The sequence below is a fragment of the Filimonas zeae genome (assembly GCF_014641615.1).
In the GTDB taxonomy this organism is placed as follows: Bacteria; Bacteroidota; Bacteroidia; order Chitinophagales; family Chitinophagaceae; genus Filimonas; species Filimonas zeae.
Genome location: NZ_BMIB01000004.1, coordinates 122170 through 145800, shown reverse-complemented (window position 1 = coordinate 145800; position 23631 = coordinate 122170). Strand labels below are relative to the sequence as shown.

General features: G+C 44.0%; 19 protein-coding genes and 1 tRNA gene. 10 read left to right on the top strand and 10 right to left on the bottom strand.

Going from position 1 to position 23631, the window contains the following annotated elements:
* The first annotated feature begins 23 nt into the window (after positions 1–23).
* The 7 genes from IEY13_RS19310 to IEY13_RS19280 all read left to right on the top strand — a co-directional run bounded on the left by IEY13_RS19310 (position 24) and on the right by IEY13_RS19280 (position 8120).
* On the top strand, positions 24–1073 hold the full coding sequence (locus tag IEY13_RS19310) for a LacI family DNA-binding transcriptional regulator (protein ID WP_188955268.1): 1050 nt from the start codon (positions 24–26) through the stop codon (positions 1071–1073).
* A 110-nt stretch (positions 1074–1183) separates the two neighbouring features.
* Complete coding sequence (locus IEY13_RS19305) at positions 1184–3430, top strand: GH92 family glycosyl hydrolase (protein WP_188955266.1); 2247 nt, start codon at positions 1184–1186, stop codon at positions 3428–3430.
* A gap of 192 nt (positions 3431–3622) precedes the next feature.
* Entirely contained in the window at positions 3623–4309 is a 687-nt protein-coding gene (locus IEY13_RS19300; protein WP_188955264.1) for an NUDIX hydrolase, read from the top strand.
* A gap of 5 nt (positions 4310–4314) precedes the next feature.
* The gene (locus IEY13_RS19295; RefSeq protein WP_188955262.1) at positions 4315–5046 is read left to right on the top strand and encodes a metallophosphoesterase family protein; all 732 of its coding nucleotides are present in this window, start codon (positions 4315–4317) and stop codon (positions 5044–5046) included.
* 47 nt (positions 5047–5093) lie between these two features.
* Entirely contained in the window at positions 5094–6086 is a 993-nt protein-coding gene (locus tag IEY13_RS19290) for a glycoside hydrolase family 43 protein (protein ID WP_229687919.1), read from the top strand.
* Between the two features lie 44 nt (positions 6087–6130).
* A complete protein-coding gene (locus tag IEY13_RS19285; RefSeq protein ID WP_188955260.1) occupies positions 6131–6976 on the top strand; it encodes a helix-turn-helix domain-containing protein in 846 nt (281 codons plus the stop codon).
* A 109-nt stretch (positions 6977–7085) separates the two neighbouring features.
* Entirely contained in the window at positions 7086–8120 is a 1035-nt protein-coding gene (locus tag IEY13_RS19280; protein WP_188955257.1) for an alpha/beta hydrolase, read from the top strand.
* A gap of 181 nt (positions 8121–8301) precedes the next feature.
* Here the strand turns inward: IEY13_RS19280 and IEY13_RS19275 are convergent, their stop codons facing one another.
* The 4 genes from IEY13_RS19275 to IEY13_RS19260 form a co-directional block, all read right to left on the bottom strand.
* Complete coding sequence (locus IEY13_RS19275) at positions 8302–9522, bottom strand: exo-beta-N-acetylmuramidase NamZ family protein (RefSeq protein ID WP_188955255.1); 1221 nt, start codon at positions 9520–9522, stop codon at positions 8302–8304.
* 45 nt (positions 9523–9567) lie between these two features.
* Entirely contained in the window at positions 9568–9861 is a 294-nt protein-coding gene (locus IEY13_RS19270) for a hypothetical protein (protein WP_188955253.1), read from the bottom strand.
* Between the two features lie 129 nt (positions 9862–9990).
* Positions 9991–11124, bottom strand: a complete 1134-nt coding sequence (locus IEY13_RS19265; protein WP_188955251.1) for a M61 family metallopeptidase — start codon at positions 11122–11124, stop codon at positions 9991–9993.
* A gap of 86 nt (positions 11125–11210) precedes the next feature.
* On the bottom strand, positions 11211–12353 hold the full coding sequence (locus IEY13_RS19260; protein ID WP_188955249.1) for a DEAD/DEAH box helicase: 1143 nt from the start codon (positions 12351–12353) through the stop codon (positions 11211–11213).
* Positions 12354–12524: 171 nt separating this feature from the next.
* Here IEY13_RS19260 and IEY13_RS30200 point away from each other — a divergent pair, with 171 nt between their 5' ends.
* Positions 12525–12944 (top strand): class I SAM-dependent methyltransferase, encoded by a 420-nt coding sequence (locus IEY13_RS30200; RefSeq protein ID WP_229687918.1) that lies wholly within the window; start codon positions 12525–12527, stop codon positions 12942–12944.
* Between the two features lie 252 nt (positions 12945–13196).
* Here the strand turns inward: IEY13_RS30200 and IEY13_RS19250 are convergent, their stop codons facing one another.
* The 4 genes from IEY13_RS19250 to nagB all read right to left on the bottom strand — a co-directional run bounded on the left by IEY13_RS19250 (position 13197) and on the right by nagB (position 16663).
* Complete coding sequence (locus IEY13_RS19250; protein ID WP_188955248.1) at positions 13197–13877, bottom strand: hypothetical protein; 681 nt, start codon at positions 13875–13877, stop codon at positions 13197–13199.
* A 41-nt stretch (positions 13878–13918) separates the two neighbouring features.
* The gene (locus IEY13_RS19245) at positions 13919–14467 is read right to left on the bottom strand and encodes a hypothetical protein (protein ID WP_188955246.1); all 549 of its coding nucleotides are present in this window, start codon (positions 14465–14467) and stop codon (positions 13919–13921) included.
* 110 nt (positions 14468–14577) lie between these two features.
* Positions 14578–14651: transfer RNA gene (locus IEY13_RS19240), tRNA-Met, on the bottom strand.
* A 110-nt stretch (positions 14652–14761) separates the two neighbouring features.
* Positions 14762–16663 (bottom strand): glucosamine-6-phosphate deaminase, encoded by a 1902-nt coding sequence (gene nagB / locus IEY13_RS19235; protein ID WP_188955244.1) that lies wholly within the window; start codon positions 16661–16663, stop codon positions 14762–14764.
* 271 nt (positions 16664–16934) lie between these two features.
* Here nagB and IEY13_RS19230 point away from each other — a divergent pair, with 271 nt between their 5' ends.
* Both IEY13_RS19230 and IEY13_RS19225 read left to right on the top strand, forming a co-directional pair.
* Positions 16935–18947, top strand: a complete 2013-nt coding sequence (locus IEY13_RS19230) for a DUF3858 domain-containing protein (protein ID WP_188955242.1) — start codon at positions 16935–16937, stop codon at positions 18945–18947.
* A gap of 7 nt (positions 18948–18954) precedes the next feature.
* A complete protein-coding gene (locus tag IEY13_RS19225) occupies positions 18955–20859 on the top strand; it encodes a DUF3858 domain-containing protein (RefSeq protein ID WP_188955240.1) in 1905 nt (634 codons plus the stop codon).
* Here the strand turns inward: IEY13_RS19225 and IEY13_RS19220 are convergent.
* Positions 20856–21476 carry a response regulator transcription factor gene (locus IEY13_RS19220; RefSeq protein ID WP_188955237.1) on the bottom strand — a complete coding sequence of 207 codons (621 nt, stop codon included), beginning with the start codon at positions 21474–21476 and terminating at the stop codon, positions 20856–20858. The two genes, IEY13_RS19225 and IEY13_RS19220, sit on opposite strands and share 4 nt — an antisense overlap.
* Positions 21473–23485: an ATP-binding protein gene (locus IEY13_RS19215; protein WP_188955235.1), complete on the bottom strand. Its 2013-nt coding sequence runs from the start codon at positions 23483–23485 to the stop codon at positions 21473–21475. The genes IEY13_RS19220 and IEY13_RS19215 overlap by 4 nt, the downstream gene beginning before the upstream one ends.
* Positions 23486–23631: the final 146 nt, after the last annotated feature.

The following is a 23631-nucleotide window of genomic DNA, read 5'->3' as shown; positions in this document are numbered from 1 at the left end:
GGTATTTGTGGTATATTAGCTATATGCAAGCCAAAAAACGCGTTTCGATTGCAGACATTGCCCGTCAGCTGAATATTTCAGTTACCACGGTTTCTTTTATATTAAATGGCAAGGCCAGAGAAATGCGCATCAGCGATGCGCTGATTAAAAAAGTAGAAACGCTGATACAGCAAACGAATTACCAGCCCAACGCACTGGCTAAAAGTTTCCGTACCGGTAAAACCAATACCATAGGATTGTTGATAGAAGATATCTCCAATCCTTTTTTTGCACAGATAGCCCGGCAAATTGAAGACAATGCTTATAAACGAGGCTACCGTATTTTTTACGCCAGTACAGAAAACAGTATAGAGAAGGCGCGTGAAATGATTCAGCTGTTTGCTGACAGGCATGTGGATGGGTATATTATTACCGCACCTGCCGGAATAGAAGCGGAAATAAAAACGCTGATAGAGATGAAGCGGCCGGTGGTGTTGTTTGACCGCTACTTTAAAGGCCTGCAGACAAGTTATGTAGGGGTGGATAACTATACCGGTACTTACGATGCTGTTATACACTTACTGGAAAATGGCAGCCGCAATATAGCTTTTGTGACTACCGATTCGGCCCAGTCGCAGATGAAAGACCGGCTTGCCGGATATAAAAAAGCTTTGCAGGAATACGGGGCCACTGCTTATGTAAAAAAGATTCCATTTGATGGACAGGAGGGTAAAGAGGTAACCCGTCATATAACTGCTTATCTCCACTCCAAATCCAAAGTAGATGCTGTATTTTTTGCTACCAACTACCTGCTGCTGCGTGGCCTGGAAGCGCTGGCGGTTTTAGGTAAAAAGGTGGGGGAGGAGATGCGGGTGGTTTCTTTTGACGATCATGAGTTTTTTGCGCTCTTTAACCCGGCTATTACAGCGGTGGCGCAACCGGTGCCGGAAATTGCCAGTCAGCTTATAAACCTGTTGCTACAGGAACTGGAGCAACCTGATATACAGGAAAAACAGTTTATTCAACTGCCTGCCACCCTGCACGTAAGGGCTTCCTCGGTAAAAAAGACGCATAATGCGCACGTTAATAACTAAAGTGTTTTAGCTTTGACCATATTGCCATTGAAACACACTCCTTTGCATTAGTTGTTCTATACTTCTTCTTTTGTTTTGTCGTTTGGAAAAAATGTATACTACTCATGGTAATGCGGGATGTTTTACGGGTAGCTTTGCTACTTATTTCAGGAGGTGCATTGTCACCAGCTGCAGCGCAGCAACCGGTATTGTGGAAATACGTGCAGCCTATGGCGGGCACGGCAGGAAGTACTACGCCGGCTGCTATGAAGCATGGCGAGGGAACAGAAAAAAATGCCAATACCATACCGGCAGTGGGGTATCCGTTTGCCATGACGCAATGGACGCCGCAAACACAGCTGACGGAACTGAAATGTGTGCCTCCTTATTTTTATAAAGATTCTGTATTTACAGGCTTCCGGGGTACGCACTGGCTTAGCGGCTCCTGTACGCAGGACTATGGTAGTTTTACCGTAATGCCTGTTGCAGGCAAACTGGTAACGGCTGCTGCGGATTATGGTGTGTTGTTCAGGCATAACAGCGAACAGAGTTCGCCCGCTTCTTATAGCATTACCCTGCCACAAAAACAGTTGCAGGCGGCGGTTACAGGCACAGCCCGTTGCGGTATTATGCAGTTTACCTTACAGCGCGCAGACAGCCTGTATGTATTAATTACACCCAACAGCGATAAGGAAAAAGGTTTTGTACGCATAAATGCTGCCACAGGTGAAATATGGGGATACAACCCGGTACACCGTATATATCAGGGCTGGGGGCAATCAGCTGGGTTTAGCGGTTACTTCTATGCCAGGTTTAGCCGCAGCAAAGGAAAAGGCGGTGTATATTCCGGCAATCAGCTGCTTACCGGTGATAGTTTACAGGGCAGGGCAGCGATGGGGGCCTATCTGGGCTTTGCGCTGAAAAAAGGAGAAACACTTACTATACGCATTGGTACATCTTTTACCAGTGTAGCAGATGCCCGTAAAAATCTGGCGGCAGAAATACCGGCTTTTACTTTTGAGCAGGTAAAGAAAACTGCGGAGCAGGTGTGGCAGAAATCACTGTCGCAGATTACCGTAACCACAGGCATTGAAAAAGATAAACGTATTTTTTATACAGCCTTGTATCATGCTTTACAGCATCCCCGTTTGTTTAGTAATACGGATGGTACCTATCCCACTTTTGCGGGAAATTATTCTTTGCAGAAAATGAAAGACGGCCATTATTACGACGATTTTTCTATGTGGGATATTTACCGGGCGCAGCTGCCTTTGCTGGAGATATTACAACCGGCGCAGGTGAATGATTTTGTGCGTTCGCTGATTGCCAAAGGCAAACAGGGGGGCTGGTTGCCTATATTTCCCTGCTGGAACAGTTATACCGCTGCTATGATTGGCGACCATAGTACGGCTTTTATTGCTTCGGCATGGGCAAGAGGTATCCGTAATTACTCAGTGGAAGATGCTTATGCTTTAATGCGCAAAAATGCCTTTGAACAGGCAGATTCCGCAGGCTATATCAATGGCATGGGCAGAAGGGCAATAGCCTCGTATATGAAATATGGGTATATACCTGTAGAGGATAGCGTGCAGGAGGCGTTTCATAAAAAAGAACAGGTGAGCCGCACGCTGGAATATGCTTATGACGATTATGCTTTATCTGTGGTAGCCAAAGGGCTGGGTAAGGAGAACGATTATAAGGTGCTTGCCAACCGCGCACGTAACTACCGGCATGTGTTTGACAGTAGTGTGGGTATGGTACGGGCCAGATATGCAGATGGAAGCTGGTACAAGCCTTTTAATCCGGATGTGCGTGAGTTTTATATAACAGAAGGAACACCGCGTCAGTATACGTTTTACGTGCCGCAGAATGTGCCGGGGCTTGCCGCTGCTATGGGTGGAAAAAAGGCATTGGAAAAAGCACTGGACAGCTTGTTTATAAAAGGAGAGTACTGGCACGGCAATGAGCCGGGCCATCAGATTCCGTTTTTATACAATTACACCGCAGCGCCCTGGAAAACCCAGCAGCAGGTGCGTACTATATTGAACGAAGAATACAGCGATGGGCCAGGTGGTTTGAGTGGTAATGATGATGCCGGGCAGATGAGTGCCTGGTATATATTTGCCGCGTTAGGGTTTTATCCGGTAGATCCGGTAGCAACTGAATATGCTTTGTGTGCCCCGTTGTTTGAGAAGGCAGTAATACAATTGCCAGGTAATAAGCAGTTAACCATACGGGTGAAAAAAGAAAGTGAACATGCGGTATATATCAGCCATGTATTGTGGAATGGTAATCCTGTAACGGAAAAGTTTATTCCGCATACGGCTATGCAGCAGGGGGGCGTACTGGAAATTACGCTGGAAAATAACGCTCTCTAGTGTTTCTGTTTTCAGTTGCGGATAAAGTAAGTATAACGTTCGCCAACGGGAAAATACCATCAGATATCCTTCTGTTGCCCGGCCGGGTGTATGCTTTAGTTACCTTATTGTAACTGAAAATTAAGCGATTGTGGGGTAAGAATGAAATGTTCGGGAAAAGCTCTACTTTGTGTAACCACAACACAAAGTGTTATGAAAGCATTTCAGAGTTATAAAAACCCCTCGCTGGCAGTAGACCTGGTAGTGTTTGGGTATCATAATAATATACTGTCCGTATTGCTGCTGAACCGCAAAGAGGAACCGTTTAAAGATACCTGGGTATTGCCTGGTGCCTTTGTGCAAATGGAAGAAACCTTTTTGCATACCTGCTGCCGTGTATTACAAACCAAGCTGGGGATGGATAATGTGTATCTGGAGCAGTTGTATTCGTTCGATGCCATTGAGCGCGACCCGCGCGGGCGGGCAGTGTCTGTTGCTTACTTTGCCCTGGTGAACCCACAAAAGTTTACAGTAACCGCCGGGCAAATGGCGAATGATGTAAAATGGTTTCCTGTAAAAAAGCTTCCGGTATTGGGGTTTGACCATAAAGAGATTTTTAAGATGGCCAGGCAGCGGCTGCAGTCGAAAATTTTATATGCCCCTGTGAGTTTTGAGTTGCTGGATGATTTGTTTACGATGACGGAGCTACATGAGTTGTATGAATGTATACTGGAGGTGGAGCTGGACCGGCGTAATTTCCGGCGTAAAATACTGGATGCGGAGTACATTGTAAACACAGGCACCAAGCGGGAAGGGTTGCAGAACCGCCATCCCGATCTGTATCGTTTTAACAGAAAACTGAGTAAACATCATTTTCATCTCAACATAGCTACAAACTGACAGGTATGGCTGTATTTGTAATAGGAGATATACATGGTGCCTGCAGGGCATTACAGCAATTGATTGAACGGGTGCAACCACAACACGGAGATACCTTTATTTTTTTAGGAGATTACGTAGATGGCTGGTCGCAGTCGTCGGAGGTAATCCGTTATCTGATAAAGCTGGACGAGTCTTTTATCTGTTTTTTTATAAAGGGAAATCATGACGCCTGGTGTGAGCAGTGGATGAATACGGGTATTCCCGATCCACTCTGGCTGCGCCAGGGAGGCGCTTCTACCGTACAGAGTTATGAAACATCAAAGCCGGAAGAGTGGGCCATACACCGGGAGTTTTTAAACAGACTGATGGATTACTATGTAGATGATGAAAACCGCCTTTTTATACATGCGGGGTTTTCTTCCATGCACGGCCCGGAGAAAGAACATTACGAAACCAATTACTACTGGGACCGTACACTGTGGGAAATGGCTTTGACGATGGACAAGCGTATACAGAAAGACTCTAAGCTATATCCCAAACGATTATTGCTGTTTAAAGAGATATTTATAGGACATACACCCACACTGGGGTACGACGAAACCCTGCCTATGCATGCCTGCAATGTATGGAATATGGATACGGGAGCAGCGTACTACGGAAAGCTTTCTGCTATGAATATTGATACCAGAGAAGTATGGCAGAGCGATGAAGTGTACCAGCTGTATCCCGGAGAAACCGGACGTAACAAAAACTAAGTGCTTGAACATTCGTTTTTACGTAATATTACCAAAACGTTTTTCCCGTGCGTATACTAGTAATGGCAGCAGCTGTATGGTTGACAATACAACCTGTCAGGGCTCAGCAGACAATAAAGAAAACATCAGGTAATCCGGTGTTTCCGGGGTGGTATGCCGACCCCGAAGGGGCGGTGTTTAACGGCAAGTACTGGATTTATCCTACCACTTCTGATTTGTATGAAAAACAGGTATACTTTGATGCATTTTCTTCACCCGATCTGGTGCATTGGACTAAACATGCAGCTGTATTGGATACAGCCCGTGTGCTATGGGCAGATAAAGCGATGTGGGCACCGGCAGTGGTGGAAAAAGATAGCAGGTATTATTTCTTTTTCAGCGCTAACGATGTACACCCGGGAGAAGTGGGAGGCATTGGCGTGGCGGTAGGTAATACACCTGCGGGACCTTTTACCGATTATTTAAAAAAGCCGCTGATTGATACTATTATAAATGGTGCACAGCCGATTGATCAGTTTGTGTTCAGAGACAAAGATGGAACGTATTATATGTATTATGGTGGCTGGCAGCACTGTAATATAGTGCGGCTGAAGGCTGATTTTACCGGTATACTGCCGATGGCAGATGGTACCCTGTACAAAGAAGTTACTCCGGAAGGATATGTGGAAGGTCCCTTTTTATTTGTGCGGAATAACCGGTATTACTTTATGTGGTCGGAAGGAGGCTGGGGCAGGCCGGATTATAAAGTTGCTTATGCCATAGCCGACAACCCTTTCGGGCCTTTTAAACGTATAGGCGTGGTATTACAGCAGGATACTACAGTGGCTACCAGCGCGGGGCACCATTCTGTTATACAGGTACCTGGTAAAGACGAATGGTATATTGTATACCACCGCCGCCCGCTGGGCGATAAAGGGCGCGACCATCGTGAAACCTGTATTGAGAAAATGCAGTTTGATGCGCAGGGGCACATTTTGCCGGTAAAACTAACCAGAGAGGGAGTGGCGCCTGTGCAGGCTGGTAAGGTTACAGGAAGATAACGGAAGCAATTGTTTGCCTACTTTTATATACTGAAAGTGTATTTATGGAGCAGCTGAGGCAATTTGCAGTTAAAAAACTGGGCTATACAGATATTGACAGTAACGCGGTAGAAGAAGGAAAGCTGGCCTTGTACCGCGATTTTATTAAAATCATATTTCTCCGTTCGGGCAGCCATATACAGGTAGATTTTAAAGAATACCATTTACAGCAGGATGCACTGTTTTTTGTACAGGGTGGTCAGTACTGCCAGATAGATGAAGCGGTAAGTAATGGTGCTTTGCTGTTTTATAACCGCGATTTTTATTGCGTGGAAATTCATGATAAAGAGGTAGCCTGCGATGGTATTCTCTTTCATAATATATATGAAATACCCGTGGTTTATCTGGAAGAAGCGCAGTCTGCTATTATGCAGGGTATTCTGGCAGAGATAAAGAGTGAGATGCAGGAGGAAGAAAGTGGCATGGAGGAAATGCTGCGGATATTGCTGAAGCAGATAATTATACGGAGCACCCGCTTATGGAAGCAGGCGCACCAGGTACAGAATGAAGAAAGCAGGCAGGATGTAGAGTTTGCCCGGCGGTTTAGCCAGCTGGTAGAAGCGCATTATATTACCCGGCATAGTGTGGCAGACTATGCAGAACTATTGAATATTACACCCAAGGCATTACAGAAGCGGGTAGCCAAATACAGTAAACTAACCCCTAACGATATTATTAAAGACAGAATTATTCTGGAAGCCAAACGGCTGTTGGTGCATACGGAGTTGAGTGTAAAAGAGATTGGGTATAAGCTGGGGTACGAAGATCCTGCCTACTTTATCCGCTTGTTTACCAATCATACAGAAGAATCGCCGCAGCATTTCCGGAAGTCGTATCAATCAGCCGTGTAAAGGTGGTTGAGGGAAAAAATGCAATTTAAAACGGCATAAATACATTGAGCAGGTATAGCAGGCCCGGTAGCTTTGTGGTATTGAATTAATCGAATAAAACATACACACAATGAAAAAGTTAATCGCCTCTGCTGCGCTGGCAACTGCTGTTTTAGGCACCGAAGCACAAACCGTTACTCCGGTAAATCCTGCTACTGATCCGCATATTGAAAGCCATACCAAAGCCTTTTTAAATATATTGAATGCAGGTAATGGTAAGCCATTGGAGCAGCTGCAGCCTGTTGATGCACGTGCTGTACTGACGGGTGCACAGAATTCTGTAAAAGTAGATTTGTCTGGTATAGAAGTATCTGAAAAAACAATTACAGAAGATGGTTTAACTGTTCAGTTGAATATTGTACGCCCTGCCGGCCATAAAGAAACCTTGCCTGTGTTTATGTTCTTCCACGGAGGTGGCTGGGTGTTAGGTGATTTTCCTACCCACCAGCGTCTGGTGCGTGATCTGGTAGTAGAATCCGGTGCAGTAGCGGTTTTTGTAAATTATACTCCTTCTCCCGAAGCACATTATCCGGTAGCCATTAATCAGGCATACGCGGCTACCAAATGGGTGGCAGCACACGGTAAAGAAATAAATGTAGACAGTAAAAGACTGGCTGTAGCAGGTAACAGTGTAGGTGGTAATATGGCAGCAGTGGTTGCGTTGATGGCTAAAGAAAAGAAAGGCCCTGAACTGAAGCTGCAGGTATTGTTATGGCCTGTTACGAATGCTGATTTTGAAACTGCTTCTTACAACCAGTTTGCTACAGGACGTTTTTTAACAAAGAATATGATGATGTGGTTCTGGGATAACTATACCACAGATGCAGCTGCCCGTAAAGAAATTTATGCAAGTCCTCTACAGGCTAGTCTGGAACAACTGAAGGGGTTACCTCCCGCACTGGTGCAGGTAGCTGAGAATGATGTACTGCGTGATGAAGGTGAGGCTTATGCCCGTAAGATGGATGAGGCAGGGGTGCCGGTAACACTGGTACGTTACGATGGTATGATACATGACTGGGGCCTGTTAAACCCACTGGCTGCTGTGCCCGGTACGCGCTCTGCAATGACGCAGGCAGCAGCCGAATTAAAAAAGAGCCTGAAGTAATATAAAACAGTGATAACAAAGCCCCGGAATATTCCGGGGCTTTGTAGTTTTAAGCGTGCTTATATTTACGTATGAACTTTAAAGAACAGTTTCCGGTGCTGGCTAACTGCACCTATCTCAATACTTCCAATTCAGGCATTATCCCGCGATCTGCTGAACTGGCCTGCTCCTGTATTGTTTATCAGGGATACAGCAGATATTTCTTACGCATGGTTTTGTAAGCAGATAAAGCCGGCTCCCACGATTGATATATTTCTTCCGCTGACTTTCCGGCTATAATCTGTTGCTTAAATGCGGCTACCCCTGCCAGCCCATCAATACTGCCTATCTGATTGCTTTGTGTTCTATCGAAAAATTTCTCTTTTTCCGGGTAAGCCTTATAAAGCTCAATCATCCAATCCAGACAAATGCGTTTTGATTTTCGCAAACGTTGTATATCATAATTGCGCAGATCTAATCCGTAACATAGTTCGTTTTTATATAAAGGCGATTCGCTCATGCCGGGTATACTTACCGGAGTGTAAGAGAAGGAATATTTTCCTTTGAGTGCGGGGCTGCCCAGAATGGTAAAAGGATATTGGGTACCACGACCGTGATTGAGTGCTGTGCCTTCGAAAAGGCAGGTGGAAGGATACAGTAAAATGCTTTGTTGGGTGTTGAGGTTGGGTGAAGGTTTTACAGGAAGTGTGTATTCCATATCGTGCCGGTAGTTCTTCACCGGAATAATATGCAATTTGCATTGTTTGCCATCTGGCAACCATTGCTCTCCGTTAATCATTTGTGCAAATTCGGCAATGGTCATACCATGTGCAATGGGTATTGGAAACTGGCCTATGCCTGATTTGAATTGGGTATCCAGTATGGGGCCATCTACCAGATAGCCGTTGGGGTTAGGACGATCGGGTATTAATAGTTCTTTATTGTTTTCTGCGCAGCCTTCCATTACATCCCGCAATACGTTGATGTAGGTGTAAAAACGGCATCCCACATCCTGAATGTCAAAAATTACGATATCGACATTTGCCAGGTCTGCAGCAGTGGGTTTTCTCCTGGCGCCATATAGCGATATTACAGGCAGACCTGTTTGCGGGTCTTTTTCGTCGTTTACATGGGTTCCGTTGCTGGCATTGCCTCTGAAGCCATGTTCCGGGCCAAAAACCTTTACTATGTTTACGCCAAGGGTAAGCAGGCTGTCTACCAGGTGTTTGCTGCCCACTATAGTGGTGGGGTTGGCAAGTATGGCTACCCTTTTATGAGCAAGAATGGGCAGATATTGCCGGGTTTGTTCAGCCCCGGTAATAACAGCGCTGGTTTGGGTAGCTGTGCAGTTGGCATCAGCTACTCCGGAAGAATGTACGCCCCAAAGGCTAAACATGGCAAATAGAACGGCCAATAATTTCATATACGTGCGGTTATGCAGGTAAAATACGCATAAAACCGCAGATGTTTAATTGCCGAGCCAGCTTTGCAGGATGCTTTTTTGAAGTGGTGTGCTGTTTATGTTTATGGTAATGCGAAAAGAGGCGGTGGGTTTGCCTGCGTTGGCAGGTGCTGGCTGCTGATCAATGCTTAATCCGGCATAAGCCAGGTATCTGGCATAGTCGGGCTGTTTAACGGTGTATACGTAATCAAATATTTCGTTCAGCGGCACACCGGCAGTTTCTTCACATACCTGCCTGAATTCATTGTCAGTAAACCCTCTTCCGGCATCCTGGTAAAATCTGCGATAAAGCGTTCGCATTACATCATCCAGCGAGCGGCGGTTGCCGGTGGCGTTACGGATGGCAAAATCCAGTAGCAGACCTATAACCGGACCTTTTTGGTAGTAAGAGATGGTAGAGTCTGGAGAGCGGCCAAAAGGCCCGTCTGACTAGGTAAACTCACTGGCTTGTGCCAGTGTCTGGTGCAGGTGGCCGGTACGGTTTTCGTACGAGGCAGTCAGCTGCTGAAAATGTTCCAGTAGTTGTTCGTTACTCATAATGCCTGCGCGGCGTAGTATCATATACTCATAATATACGGTAAGGCCTTCGGATACCCACAACTGGCTGGTGCGGTTTTCACGGCTGTAATCAAACGGGCCTAAGGCAACAGGGCGGATACGTTTTACATTATAGTGGTGAAAGTATTCATGCGCAATAAAGCTGAGCATGCGTAACCTTCCGTTGGGAGATTGCAACTCTTCACCCGAAAAGCTGATGGTGGTGGAGTTGAGGTGTTCTATGCCGCCGCGTCCGGGGCCAATGGCCAGAAAGGTATATTGGTAGTAGGGTATATGCCCTATAATGCCGGAAGCAGTGGTTACAATTTTTTTCAGATCCTGCTGGAAGCTGGTACGATCAAATTGCCCCATTTGCCAGCCGATAAAGTGGTGCGGAATATGCTGAACCGTAAAATCGGGCAGTTGCTCCAGCTGACCAATAAGAAAGGGGCTATCGTAAAGAATATCAAAATTGGCTGCCTGCCACGTGAGTGGCTGGTCGTGTATAGCCGGAAGGCCGGTAGCCACAGTTTGGCTGGCGGTAAATGGGGAAATACTTACTGTTACCGGATGGTTGAGGTAGTTTTCTGCATACAGAAAAATTCCTGTTGGGGCAATGTATGCATGGCCGGTATCCAGCCAGGGTTGTGCTACAAATGCCTGGGAGGCTTTGATGTGGTAGGAAACCTGTAGTGCTGTGCCTGTTTTATGGGCAATGCGCCAGGTGGAGGACGAAGTCTGTTGCCATGATACAGGTTGATTATTGCTGTCCGTAACCTTAAAGCTATCCAGCGCAGCAGCATAGTTGATAAGCTGGTAATAGCCGGGCATCCATACCGGCATTTTCAGATCCACTACCGGCCCGGTAAGGCCTGTGGCGTTCAATGTAACCTGAAAGCGTTGCGACAGGGCTTGTTTCATAGATATCTGATAGTGAAACTGCACAGCATTCTGTGCATACAAAAAAGAGAAGCGGGTTACGAACAGGAGGGCTAATAAAAGATAGCCTGCTGCATGCATCTTCATATCCGTTAATTTAATAACCGTAAAATAGCAGAGGCATTGCAGGATGAATTTGCTGATATTAACCTTTCCTGTGCAGATTTCATCTGTTAATACAGGTGCAGATTGATATCATCACTTTCCTGGATAGTAACCTTTTTGCCCATTTTTTTCTGAATAACGCCGAAGTGGTGCTGATCTTCCGGGCAAATGAGAGAAATGGCTTTGCCGGATGCACCTGCTCTGCCTGTACGCCCTATGCGATGTATATAGTCTTTAGGTGAGCGTGGCAGCTCATAGTTAATAACAATAGGCAGTTGCTGAATGTCTATACCCCGCGAAGCCAGGTCAGACGCTACCAGTACCCTTAGTTCGCCAGCTTTAAAACGTTCCAGTGTTTTAATACGGGCACTCTGACTTAAATGTCCATGAAGAGAGGCTGCATGGATGCCGTTTTTAATAAGCTTTCCGGTAAGGTTGTCTGCTGTTCTTACCGCAGAAGTAAACACCAGCACCTGTTGCATGTTCTCTTCCTTAATCAGGTAGCGTAACAAAGGGCCTTTGCGCTCGGGTGTTACGTTGTAAGCCAGTTGTTCAATGGAATCTATATTTACTTCTTCTTCCGCTATGGTAATTTGTACCGGCTGGTGCAGCAGGTGTTTCTGCATATCCGCAATATCATCGCTGGTAGTAGCGGAGAACAGGGCGTTCTGCCGTTTGGCTGGTAAAAGGCCAAATACACGGTTCATTTCATCCTTAAAACCCAGATTCAGCATTTTATCTGCTTCATCCAGTACCAACATTTCCACCTGCGATAAATGCACGGCTTTGGAGTCCACTAAATCTAACAGGCGGCCGGGCGTGGCAATCAGCACATCTGTGCCGTGCAGCGACATCATTTGTGGGTTAATTGAAACACCGCCATATACTGCCATGTTTTTTACTTTAGTAAGCAGATGGGCGCTGAATTTTGCAAACTCTTCATTTACTTGTATCGCCAGCTCGCGTGTAGGTACCATTACCAATACCCTTACGTGCCTGTCTTTTTTCTCCATTTTGCGCTGGCAAAGCTCCAGTGCGGGAAGCACGTACGCAGCTGTTTTACCCGATCCTGTTTTAGAAATACCCAACAGGTCTTTGCCTGCCAGCAGTGCAGGTATTGCTTTTTCCTGAACAGGATAAGGTTTGTTGTACTGCTGTTCGGCAATGGCTTTCAGTAAGGAGGCGGATAATCCCAGCGTGGAAAACGACATTTTTTTGTGTAAAGGTATTGTTATTTAAGTAATTGCATGGTTGGGGGTTTCCGGAGGTATAAATGCTTACATTGTTATAAAGTTGAATGGATGTGCCGGGTAGGACAGTGATAACCCTGTAGGCAAACGAAATGCATGCATCTGTGTATTAGCGAAGAGTAATTGCAGTCTATGGATTTATTAACAGAAGAACAGCTGATCTGGTCGCCCATAGTGGCCAATAACAGTATGAACCGAAAGCGGAGTGCCAGTGGTGTTAACAGCTATGAGCATGAAATTGGGTTTAAACCCGAAAAGTATCTGGATAGTCGTCTGGAACGGCAGGAATGTGTGAAATGGCTGGACCTGTGTTGTGGGGAAGGGAACGCATTGTTGCAGTACGCCACCGGGGCGTTGAAAATGGGGAGACAGGCACGGGTTGTTTTGCTGGGCATTGATTTGGTAGATTATTTTCAGCCACTACCGCCAGCCATTAGTTGTTTAAAATTTCAGACAGGTTCGCTGGTAAATTGGACTAGTAAAGAGCAGTATGATCTTGTTATCTGTGTGCATGGGCTTCATTATATCGGAGATAAATTAAAAGTGCTGTAAGCAGCGTTAAAGGCTGTGAGTAGCAGTGGTATGCTGATTGCGAATTTTGATATCAGCAGTATAAAGATAGAAGGGGATAAAAAGCAGGAGTATCTGAAAAAGCTTTTTCAGAAGTGCAATGTTGAATATAATGCGCGTAAGAAACTGCTTTATTGTGAAGGTGGGCGGGAGGTTGCATTTGGACTGATGTATCAGGGGGCGGATGATAAAGCCGGGCCTAATTATACAGGGGCAGAATGCAGTGGCTTCTTATTATACAAATTGTAGCAATAGATAGTTATGAGCTACGCTGGTAAATGTGGATTGTTTGTTGAATTTGCTGCTGGGGGGAGAAAGGGAAAATTGCTTTGAGGTGATTAGCCAAATGAAATATTGCGCTTCTGCTTTTGTAATCTCAATCAAAGCGTAGTTCTCTGTGTTGCTGATAGCTATCATATCTAACATATCCTGTGAGATCTTCTGGTGCGTTTCTTCGCATGGTTTGAAGATTACTGAGAATTGCTTGTCTGAGCGTTTTTTTTTCAAGAGTTCCGCAAGTGCGTGGTAAGTATAAATCCTCCCGCTTTCAATATTGTATCCCCAATAAGCGTAGATGTGTTTGTAGGCGAAAAGTACTGTTAACTGCGACTCTTTAGTAAATCCGGATAGTACATTTGCAGTGTCAGACTGAGGGTGCATAGATAGTTTAAGTATTTGTGCTTTATTGGCTACGTTAATTCTTTTATCATAAGGTGGATATGTTTCATAGGTATAGGTCGTATCTACTTTTTTCAGGGTGCTGTAGGTGAAAAATCCTGATAAAAAGCCTGTTGTTTCACCACTTACAACCGGCGTACATTGGGAGTTGGCGTGAAAGTAATAACAGCTATCATGCTGGTAAATGATTAAGGTGTTGTTAGGGGCATCAAAACAACTCCGTTCAGGCCATTCCAATGTTTTCAGCTGAGAATATTTTAAAATGCTCTTAAGCCAGTTTAGATCTTCAAAGGAAACTTTTCCAAAGTAATTGTCGTTTTAGCCGTGTCTGTTACTCCATTTCCATTGTCTGTAACCTTTAAATTGCCAGAATAGTCCAGTTCCAGGTGCAGCTCATTACACAGGCCCAAACATCTGCTGCGATAAAAATATATTTTGGTGAAATAATTCGTTGGATCGGCGAATTTGTATTTTGTTTTAAAAGTGAGGATGATTCTATTGTCGAAATATTCTTTTGCTAACCTGGAGATAGGAGAAACCTTGAATTCATCATCCGTTTTGGAGAGCAGTTTGAAATGATATTTGTAAACATGCTTTCTGAATAGTATTCTGCCTAATGAAAGTGTTGCGTGACTAAATTTTAGTTTGGTTCTGGTTTGCTTCAGTTTCAGGCCCCGCATGGGGATATGTGTTTTTGATTCAAGCAGACCTTCATCATCGTTAAAACGAACGCAATCCTGCTTGTCTGAGTAAAAAGTGCCGTCAAGTTTGGTGAATTGTGAGCAAGCTGTTAAAAGCAATATCAGAGATAGGAGCACTAGTCGCATACGGTTGTAATGATCTGTGAGGTTGTAAGGTTGAATGGTCCTGCTAAGATAAACTTCTGCCCAGAGAAATTAAAAGGCCGGAAATCAATTGACTTCCGGCCTTTTAAGAGTAGCGAGGAGCAGACTTGAACTGCCGACCTTCGGGTTATGAATCCGATGCTCTAACCAGCTGAGCTACCTCGCCATTTTTGTTTTACGCTGTGGTTATCAGCGCTAATGGGCGGCAAAAATAAGGGGAAATATTTATTCCGTCAAAACTGTTTTAAGAAAAAAACAGTTTTGACGGAGAATTTTTTAATAGTGCCAGCGACGGAAGGCCTCCATGGCAGCATATTGAGTAAGACCCAGTTGCGCGTAAATATTGGCGGTATTGGCATTCCGCTCTTCAGCACGTTGCCAGAATTCGCGGGAGTCGCTGCCCTGGAACGGAACGGCGTCTTTCTGGCTCTGATGAATAAATATGCCAAAGCGCTTTTTCATTACCTGATCGGGACTCATGGGAATGGCCATTTCAATTTCTGAAATATCCCATTCCTGCCAGGCACCTTTGTACAGCCATACCCAGCATTCTTTTATCCATTCGTCACCAGCCTCTTTAAGGCGGCGCATAGATTCAAATATGATATCCAAACATACTTTGTGTGTTCCATGTGGGTCGGCAAGGTCGCCGGCGCAATAAATTTGCTGTGGCTTGATGCTGCGGAGTAAGGCCATGGTAAGAACAATGTCTTCTTCGCCCATGGGCTTCTTTTCAATGGCACCCGTTTCGTAAAACGGCAGGTTCATAAAATGCGCCTTATCATCGGTTAGGCCAACATACCGGCAGGTAGCCTTTGCCTCACAGCGGCGGATAAGGCCTTTAATGGCTCTTATCTCAGGTGTATCTATCTGGTTCGATTTTTTAGATTGCAGAAAGACACGGGCTTCCTGTAAAATTTTCTGAGACATTTCGCTGTTGATGCCGAACATATCTTCAAAGCCTACGGCAAAATCCAGAAAGCGGGTTACAAACTCGTCGGTTACCGCAATGTTGCCAGAGGTTTGGTAGGCAACATGCACTTCATGCCCCTGATCGTGCAGACGCTGGAAGGTGCCACCCATAGAAATAATATCATCATCCGGATGCGGTGAAAATATTATCGCCTTTTTAGGATAGGGGGTAGAACGTTCGGGGTGATGCGGAATTACTGCGTTGGGCTTGCCGCCAGGCCAGCCCGTAATGCTGTCGCGCAGCATATAATATACCTGTAGGTTTACACCATAAGCTTCTCCTTTTTCTACCAGCAGGTCGCTCAGGCCAAAGTCGTTATAATCACGGTCGGTAAGGCTTAAAACTGGTTTGTTTAGTTTTAGTGCCATCTGTGTTACTGCTTTTTTAATCATGTCGGTGCTCCACTCACAATCGCCTGTGAGCCATGGCGATTTGTTGCGCGTGAGTTCAGTAGCAGCAGCAGTGTCCATAAAAAAGGAAACATCATCGTGGTGTTGCAGTAACGAGGCAGGTACATGGTCTGTAACGGCTCCTTCCGCCGCCATTTGCACCACCGGAGCTTTTAACGGCCCCCATGCCATAAGTATAATTTTCCTGGCTTTTAAAATGGTACTGATGCCCATGGTAATAGCCAGGCGGGGAACCTGCGACACGCTGGTGAATTCAAAGGAATTGGCCAGGCGTGTAGAGTTATCCAGTGTAATTAAGCGGGTTTTGGAAAAAAGGTTAGAGCCTGGCTCGTTAAAACCAATATGTCCGTTATTGCCTATTCCCAGCACCTGCAAATCAATACCGCCTGCGGCTTCAATAGCTGCCTCATAAGCTACGCAGTGCGCTTTTACCTGGTCTTTGGGTATGCTGCCGTCCGGAATATGAATGTTTTGGGGCAGTATATCTATGTGGTTAAACAGATTGGTATGCATAAAGCGTTTATAGCTCTGCAGGGCATCTGCATCAATGGGGTAGTACTCATCCAGGTTAAAGGTTGTTACGTGTTTAAAGCTAAGCCCTTCTTCTCTGTGCATACGAACCAGTTCGGCATAAAGCTGTTTGGGGGAGGAGCCTGTGGCTAGCCCCAGCACGCACGGTTTGTTTTCCTGTTCTTTGGCTTTAATTAAAGCGGCTATAGTTTTTGCTATGGCAATGGAGCCTTGTTTGCTGTTGTCGTAAATAAAGCAGGGCACCTTTTCAAATGAATCTACCATTGAAATGCTGGTTTATGATAAAGTTTCTGTTTGCTGTTAGTCACTATTAAAATAGCATCTTTTTGCGATTTTGTTGTTCTGCGAGTTTTTGCAGATTGTAGATTGAAGTTACGGATTTGTTTGCAGTTTTTTGCAGGAAATTAGTGCGATATAATAAGGTAACAGAAAACTAAATACCGGGGCATTCATCAGGCGAAAGCTTACACAGGTCGTTTTTTTTATTATTATTGTACAAACCTTTTTACGCCCAATCCCTTTTTTGAAATAGCTTATGACTTGTAAAAAACTACTGGTTGCTGCTTGCGGCTTTTTGTGGCTGGGAACAGCTTTTGCCCAGAAAAACAGGCCTAAATTTAAGTTTGGCGATGTAAAGCCGGAGGATTTTGCACCCTCTGCCTATAGTGTTGATAGCACTGCCGATGCAGTTTATTTATTTGATGGTGGTAGTTCCTCATTTGTTGGCAATAACAGCGGTTACTTTAGTGTGGTATTTAAAGAGCATGTGCGTATTCGCCTGCTGAATAAAAATGCGTTTGACCTGGCTACCGTTGAACTTAACCTGTATGGTAAAAATGAGAGTGCACAGAAGCTGAACGAGCTGGAAGTATGTACTTACAATCTGGAAAACGGTAAAGTAGTAGCTACCAAACTGGATAGAAGCAGTTTATTTAAAGACAAAGCGGATGGGGTTAATACTTCTAAATTTACCTTCCCCGCCATTAAAGAGGGATCTATTATCGAATACTCCTACCAGGTAGTATCACCAGGTATGCATTATATCCGTCCGTGGTATTACCAGGGAAACTACCCCAGATTATGGAGTGAGTACGAAGTAACTATTCCGGTGCTTTTTGACTTTGTGTTTGTAAAACAAGGGTATCACCCTTATGCCATTGATACTGCAAAAGTATCTTATAGCTCTTTATATATTACAGACCCGGGAACCGCCGGGCAGGCCAGCCAAACCTACACCTGGAGTGGTAATACTGTAAACAGCATCTGGGCAATGAAAGATGTGCCGGCGTTGAAAAAAGAGCCTTATACCACTACTGTTGGTAATCACGTTGCTAAAATTGAGTTTCAGCTTTCGGCTATTCGCTTTCCGGATCAGCCTGTTAAACGTTACCTCTCCAGCTGGGAAGAGGCTGCCTCTGAACGGTTAAAGGATGAAGATTTTGGACTGGCACTGGGAGAAAGAAATGCCTGGATGACAGACGAACTGAAACAGGTTGCCGGGTCTGTTGCAGGCTTGGAAGCTGTAAAAAAAGTATACTATCACGTACGTGATCATTATTCCTGTGATGATGATGAGGCTATCTGGTTGTCACAAGCCTCTTTAAAAAAGATATATCAGAACAAAAAAGGGAATGTGGCAGATATTAATCTGCTGCTTACTGCCATGTACCGAAATCTGGGATATGAAGCAGACCCGGTTATGTTAAGTACCAGAGATAATGGTAAGGTGGTGGAGAGTTACCCTATTATGAACAAGTTTAACTATGTGTTATGCAGGGTAAGGGCAGGAGATAACTACTATCTGCTGGATGCAACACAGCCGGATATGGGTTTTGGTAAAATACCCGGCAAGTGTTACAATGGCTCGGGCCGCATTATCAGCGATCAACCTTTTCTGGTGCAGTTATCAGCCGATTCTCTCAAAGAATCAAGCCTTACTTCTGTTTTTCTGATAAACAGTGATAATGGTATTTTAGGAACCGTAACCAGTAACGAGGGATATTTTGCTTCTGCAGGCATTCGCTCAAAGCTTCGTAAGGTAAAAGAGGAAGAGTTTTTTAAAGATATAAAGAAGAGTTATTCCTGGGAGGTAGAAATAGCGAACAGCGGAGTGGACTCTCTGAAAATACTGGAAGAGCCTGTGTCTTATCACTACGATCTTAATTTTTCTTGGAACGATGGGGAACTGGTTTATTTTTCGCCTATTATTGGTGGAGCGCTTTATAAAGAAAACCCATTCAGGGCGGCTGAACGGCTATATCCTGTAGAAATGCCTTATTGTATAGATGAAACTTATGTGCTGAACATGGAAGTGCCTAAGGGGTACAAGGTGGAAGAACTCCCCAAATCTACACGCGTAAACCTGAACGAAACAGAGGGTAAGTATGAGTATATAGTTGCTGCCTCTGCCGATCGTATTCAGCTAAGAAGCCGGTTGGTATTAAACAGGGCCACATTTATGCCGGAAGATTATCAGACACTGCGCGACTTTTATACCTATGTGGTAAAAAAGCAAAGTGAGAAAATTGTATTTAAAAAGATTAACTGATAGGGTAATGCAGATGCGTATAGCTTTTTTTATTTTGTTGCAGGTGCCTCTGTTGCTTTGGGCACAGGATTACAATGTTGCATCTATTCCTGATTCTTTAAAACTGAATGCCAATGCGGTAAAACGTTTTGAGGAAAAAAGACTGGTTATTAAGGGACCGGGCAAGGCGGTGTTATATAAGAGATATGTTGTTACTGTTTTTAATGAAAGTGGTGATATACATGCCATTTACCGGAATAGTTATGACAAGCTGCACACGCTTAGTGATATCTCCGGTACACTGTATGATGCTTTGGGTAAGAAGCTGAAAACGGTAAGGAAAAAAGACATTGCAGATGCTTCACTGGATGATGACATAAGTCTGGTAACAGATAATCGTTATAAGATGCATAGCTTTTATTACAGGCAATATCCTTATACGGTGGAGTATCAGGATGAAGTAACTATGGATGGCGTTTTTTTTCTACCCGGCTGGCGGCCTGTTGATGATGATGAGTTGTCTGTTCAGCACAGCACGTTTGTGGTAGAAACAGTGCCTGGTTATGTACTCAGGCATAAGCAGTTTAACTACCCAGGCGGGCCTGTAGTTACTGACGATGGTAAGGTAAAAACTTATAAATGGGAGGTGAATAATATTCTTGCTCTTCAATCTGAACCTTTGCAGCCTGACTGGGAAGAACTTACCTGTTCCGTTCAGGTGGCTCCTGTTGATTTTGAAGTGGGTGGTTACACCGGTAATATGAGCAGCTGGCAAAACCTGGGTAAGTTTATCGCCACGCTGAATGAGGGAAGAGATGTGTTGCCCGATGCTGTTAAAAAAGAGGTACATGCACTAACAGATAACGTTACCGATCAGCGGGAGAAGGTAAGACTGTTATATGAGTATCTGCAAAAAAATACACGTTATATAAGTATTCAGGTGGGCATTGGCAGCTGGCAACCATTTGATGCTGCCTATGTGGCGCAGAAAAAATATGGTGATTGCAAGGCCTTATCTAATTATATGAAAAGCCTTTTAAAAGAAGCAGGGGTAGTTTCTAACTACGTGCTGATAAACTCAGGGTATGGGGAAAGAGGTTTATGGGAAGATTTTCCGGCTCCTTACTTTTCGCATGCTATTCTTTGCGTACCCAATAACAAAGACAGTATATGGTTGGAATGTACCAGTAATACGGTTAGTGCAGGCTATATGGGAAGTTTTACGGGAGACAGGCAGGCACTGCTGATTGATAATGATGGTGGGCATGTTGTATGGACGCCCAGATATACCGCGGCAGATAATAGCCAGCACAGGAAGATAGTTGCCCGTTTAGATGGAGAAGGTAATCTGGTGGCGGATGTGCATACTATATTTACAGGTATCCGTCAGGAAGAACCTCATGATCTTATACACCGGGTAAATAAGGAGCAAAGAGAAAGATATTTGAATAACGCGTTAGGCTTGCCAACATATAAGGTAGATAAGATTGATTATGCAGAAAATAAAGGTGCTGCGGGTTTACCATTAATTACTGAAAGCCTGCATGTAGAATCTGCTGCTTATGCTTCTGTTTCGGGAAAACGCTTATTCATTACTCCCAATCTTTTTAACAAAACACGGTCTAAGTTTTCTACAGATAAACCCCGGAAGTTTGAAATAAAATATTCCTATTCTGATATAGAGGTAGACTCTATTGATATTGCTATTCCCGAAGGATACACGGCAGAGGCGCTGCCAAAGAATGTGTCTATTGAAACCAGATTTGGCAAATATGCTATAGCGTTTGTTTATACAGGCAATCGTATACAGGTAGTGAGAAGCTGTGAAAGAACGGCAGGTCGCTACCCGGCAAGCGATTACAAGGCACTGGCAAAGTTTTATGCTGACATGTATAAGGCTGACAGAAGTGCTATGGTTTTTGTGAAAAACTAAAGCAGCCCTTCTTCCATAGCTTTCAGCATAAGACCTGCTGTATTTTTTACATTGAATTTTTGCAGCAGGTTATTGCGATGGTTTACAATGGTGTGTGTGCTTAAAAATAATTTATCTGCAATTTCCTGAGTGGTCATTTCCTGGGCAATCATCTGCAGAATTTCCTTTTCACGTCTGGTAACTTTTACAAAGTGTGCAGGGGTGAAAAGGTTGTTCACCAGGTGTTTTCTTAAATCTTCATGTATAAACTGCTCATTTGCATATACAGTGCGTATAGCAGTAATAAAAGTAGCTGCGTTAATATTTTTAAGCAGGTAGCCCATACAGCCTAATTGCAGCATTTTCTTTACCTGTGCCAATACTTCTACGCTGGACAGCACTATAATTTTAATGGCCGGAAATTTTTTGCGTATAATAGTTGCCAGCTCTATGCCGTTTTTACCAGGCATCTGAATGTCAAGTACCAGAATATCGGGCTTGTTAAAAATTAAATCATTAAGCAGTGTGTCACCATCTGTATACATGCCTGCGATAACTATATCCGGTTCCTCCGCCACAATTTTCTGAAGACCATTTAATACAATATTGTGATCGTCGGCCATGCTAATCTTAATCATACCGTTTCCAGATTTTCCTTATGCAGGTCTAAATTAATGTAAATAGCCGTTCCTTTTGTATTACTGCTTTCTATAAAAATTTTTCCGTTAATGGCTTTTACCCTGTCATAGATATTTTTAATGCCAATTCCTTTGCCGGATGCATTGATATCCATGCCTACGCCATTGTCTTCTACGGTAATAGTTAGTTCGCTTTCAAAAAAGCTTACCTGTATAAATGCTTCTGTGGCTCGGGCGTGTTTTATAATATTCTGTACCAATTCCTGTACAATGCGGTAAAGTGCCAGTTCCAGCGAGGCCTTCAGTTTAACCGGAGTGCCTATTATTTCAAAGTAAATACTGGTGGTATTGCTGGCAGCAATGCTGTTGCAGAATTGTTCCAATGCTTTCAGTAAACCGTCCTGCATCAGTATTTCCGGCATCATATTATGCGCGGTTTTCCGTAAGTCAGAGGCTGCCTGATCAATCAACTGTAGCCCCTCCATAAAGTTAGATTCGTTATTAAAGTGGTATTCTTTTTTTACCAGGTCCAGGTTAATTCTGGCGGCTACCAGCAGACCTACCACACCATCATGCAATTCTGCTGCAATGCGTTTACGTTCTTTTTCTTCGCCCTGAATGCTGTAACTAAGCCTGCTTATTTCCATTTGCTTTTCAAAACTGATAGCCTGCAGGCGTTGTTTGTGCCGGCTGTTACGAAGCCATAATAAAAACACCAGGAAAACAACCACAGTAACAAATGAAATGGCAACTACCCAGAAATTCTTTCTACGTGCGTCGTTTTCTGCGCGGGAAATAGTCAGGTTTTGCTCTGCCAGCTTCTTATCTTTTTCAGACAGGCGATACCGGCTTTCCATTTTATACATGGTATTCAGCTTGTCTTTCTTTACAAAGCTGTCGTACAGCGTGATATAAGTATTTTTATAGGCAATAGCCTGTTCTTTCATACCCAGCGCTTCATATGAATCGCCATATATTTTATAGGCATCAATAATGTCTTTATTCAAATAGTTGATTTTGAACTGTTTCCAGGTACTATCCAGTATGGCAAGGCAGGCGGCATAACGTTTTTGCTGATAATAAGCGTTTGCCAGCTGCAGGTTGGCGGTAATATAATAGCGCTCCTGCGAAGGCATGCCTTTATACATGCTTTTTACCTTGTGTATATAAGGAATAGCCTCTGCGGGCCTGTTTTCCATAATATAAGTGTTGCCAAGGTTCAGGTAAATAGAAGGAAGGTTGGAAGGCATAGGAACTGTTTTTTCACATAGCTCTATGTGCTTCCGGAAGAAAAAACGTGCAGAATCGTAGTTGGCTATGCTGCAATAATAAATGGCTTGCAGCTGATAAAAACCCGCATCGGTGGTAGCGTTGGCGGGCAGATGGGATAAAGTTACCTTTGCCTTGTCTATAAAATTTTTGAGCGGACGTGCATATTCTACATCAATATCATTGCTGTTGTTGAGCCAGAATAGTGCTAATGTGGTATATAACGACAGTTCAAAATAAGGGTCTTTAATTCTGCCTTTATCTACTTCCTCGTTGAGGTAGTAGTAATAATAGGCAGCTGAGTCCATTACAGCGGTGGTTTCATAGCCTTTAGCAAGAGACAGATATACCTGAGATTTAAGTGTATTATTGCTAAGGTGTTGCTTTTGATACTCCTTTAATGCTGCTGCTGCGTGTTGCAGGCTTAACTGTATGTTACTGCTATAATACCATCTGCTGATCTCAAACAAAGAACTTACCACACCTTCCCCGTAATTGGCACCGTAGCTGGCATGTAATGCTTTTTGATAATAATAAAGGGAACTGTCTGGATGAGCGTGTTTTAAATTTCTGCCTGCCTGAATAAGGCGTTGAATAACTGCCGTATCCTGTAAACCATCATGTTCTGTATCTGAAATAAGCTGGGCCTGTAGAAAAAAAGACGGGAATGCCAATAGCATAAGCAGCAAAGTACCGCAGTTCCGGTATCTCTTACGGGCAGTCAGTTGGTACTTTTGCATAAAGCTCATTTTATCAGCAATTAGTTCAATATTACTTTTCTACGGCATAGCAGGCATTTTTTCTAAGGAAAAGGTGATTATAGTGGTTTTCTTGTCCCCCAAATTAGCCATTTTATAGCTAGAAATAGCTATTTTTTAAATTGAAT

Coding starts and splice junctions, on each gene's coding strand:
- IEY13_RS19275 (WP_188955255.1), bottom strand. CDS start 9,522: ATGAAATTATTGGCCGTTCTATTTGCCATGTTTAGCCTTTGGGGCGTA.
- IEY13_RS19305 (WP_188955266.1), top strand. CDS start 1,184: ATGCGGGATGTTTTACGGGTAGCTTTGCTACTTATTTCAGGAGGTGCA.
- IEY13_RS19270 (WP_188955253.1), bottom strand. CDS start 9,861: ATGCGAACGCTTTATCGCAGATTTTACCAGGATGCCGGAAGAGGGTTT.
- IEY13_RS19285 (WP_188955260.1), top strand. CDS start 6,131: ATGGAGCAGCTGAGGCAATTTGCAGTTAAAAAACTGGGCTATACAGAT.
- IEY13_RS19295 (WP_188955262.1), top strand. CDS start 4,315: ATGGCTGTATTTGTAATAGGAGATATACATGGTGCCTGCAGGGCATTA.
- IEY13_RS19300 (WP_188955264.1), top strand. CDS start 3,623: ATGAAAGCATTTCAGAGTTATAAAAACCCCTCGCTGGCAGTAGACCTG.
- IEY13_RS19230 (WP_188955242.1), top strand. CDS start 16,935: ATGACTTGTAAAAAACTACTGGTTGCTGCTTGCGGCTTTTTGTGGCTG.
- IEY13_RS30200 (WP_229687918.1), top strand. CDS start 12,525: ATGGATTTATTAACAGAAGAACAGCTGATCTGGTCGCCCATAGTGGCC.
- nagB (WP_188955244.1), bottom strand. CDS start 16,663: ATGGTAGATTCATTTGAAAAGGTGCCCTGCTTTATTTACGACAACAGC.
- IEY13_RS19225 (WP_188955240.1), top strand. CDS start 18,955: ATGCAGATGCGTATAGCTTTTTTTATTTTGTTGCAGGTGCCTCTGTTG.
- IEY13_RS19245 (WP_188955246.1), bottom strand. CDS start 14,467: ATGCGACTAGTGCTCCTATCTCTGATATTGCTTTTAACAGCTTGCTCA.
- IEY13_RS19260 (WP_188955249.1), bottom strand. CDS start 12,353: ATGTCGTTTTCCACGCTGGGATTATCCGCCTCCTTACTGAAAGCCATT.
- IEY13_RS19310 (WP_188955268.1), top strand. CDS start 24: ATGCAAGCCAAAAAACGCGTTTCGATTGCAGACATTGCCCGTCAGCTG.
- IEY13_RS19215 (WP_188955235.1), bottom strand. CDS start 23,485: ATGCAAAAGTACCAACTGACTGCCCGTAAGAGATACCGGAACTGCGGT.
- IEY13_RS19265 (WP_188955251.1), bottom strand. CDS start 11,124: ATGAAGATGCATGCAGCAGGCTATCTTTTATTAGCCCTCCTGTTCGTA.
- IEY13_RS19280 (WP_188955257.1), top strand. CDS start 7,086: ATGAAAAAGTTAATCGCCTCTGCTGCGCTGGCAACTGCTGTTTTAGGC.
- IEY13_RS19220 (WP_188955237.1), bottom strand. CDS start 21,476: ATGATTAAGATTAGCATGGCCGACGATCACAATATTGTATTAAATGGT.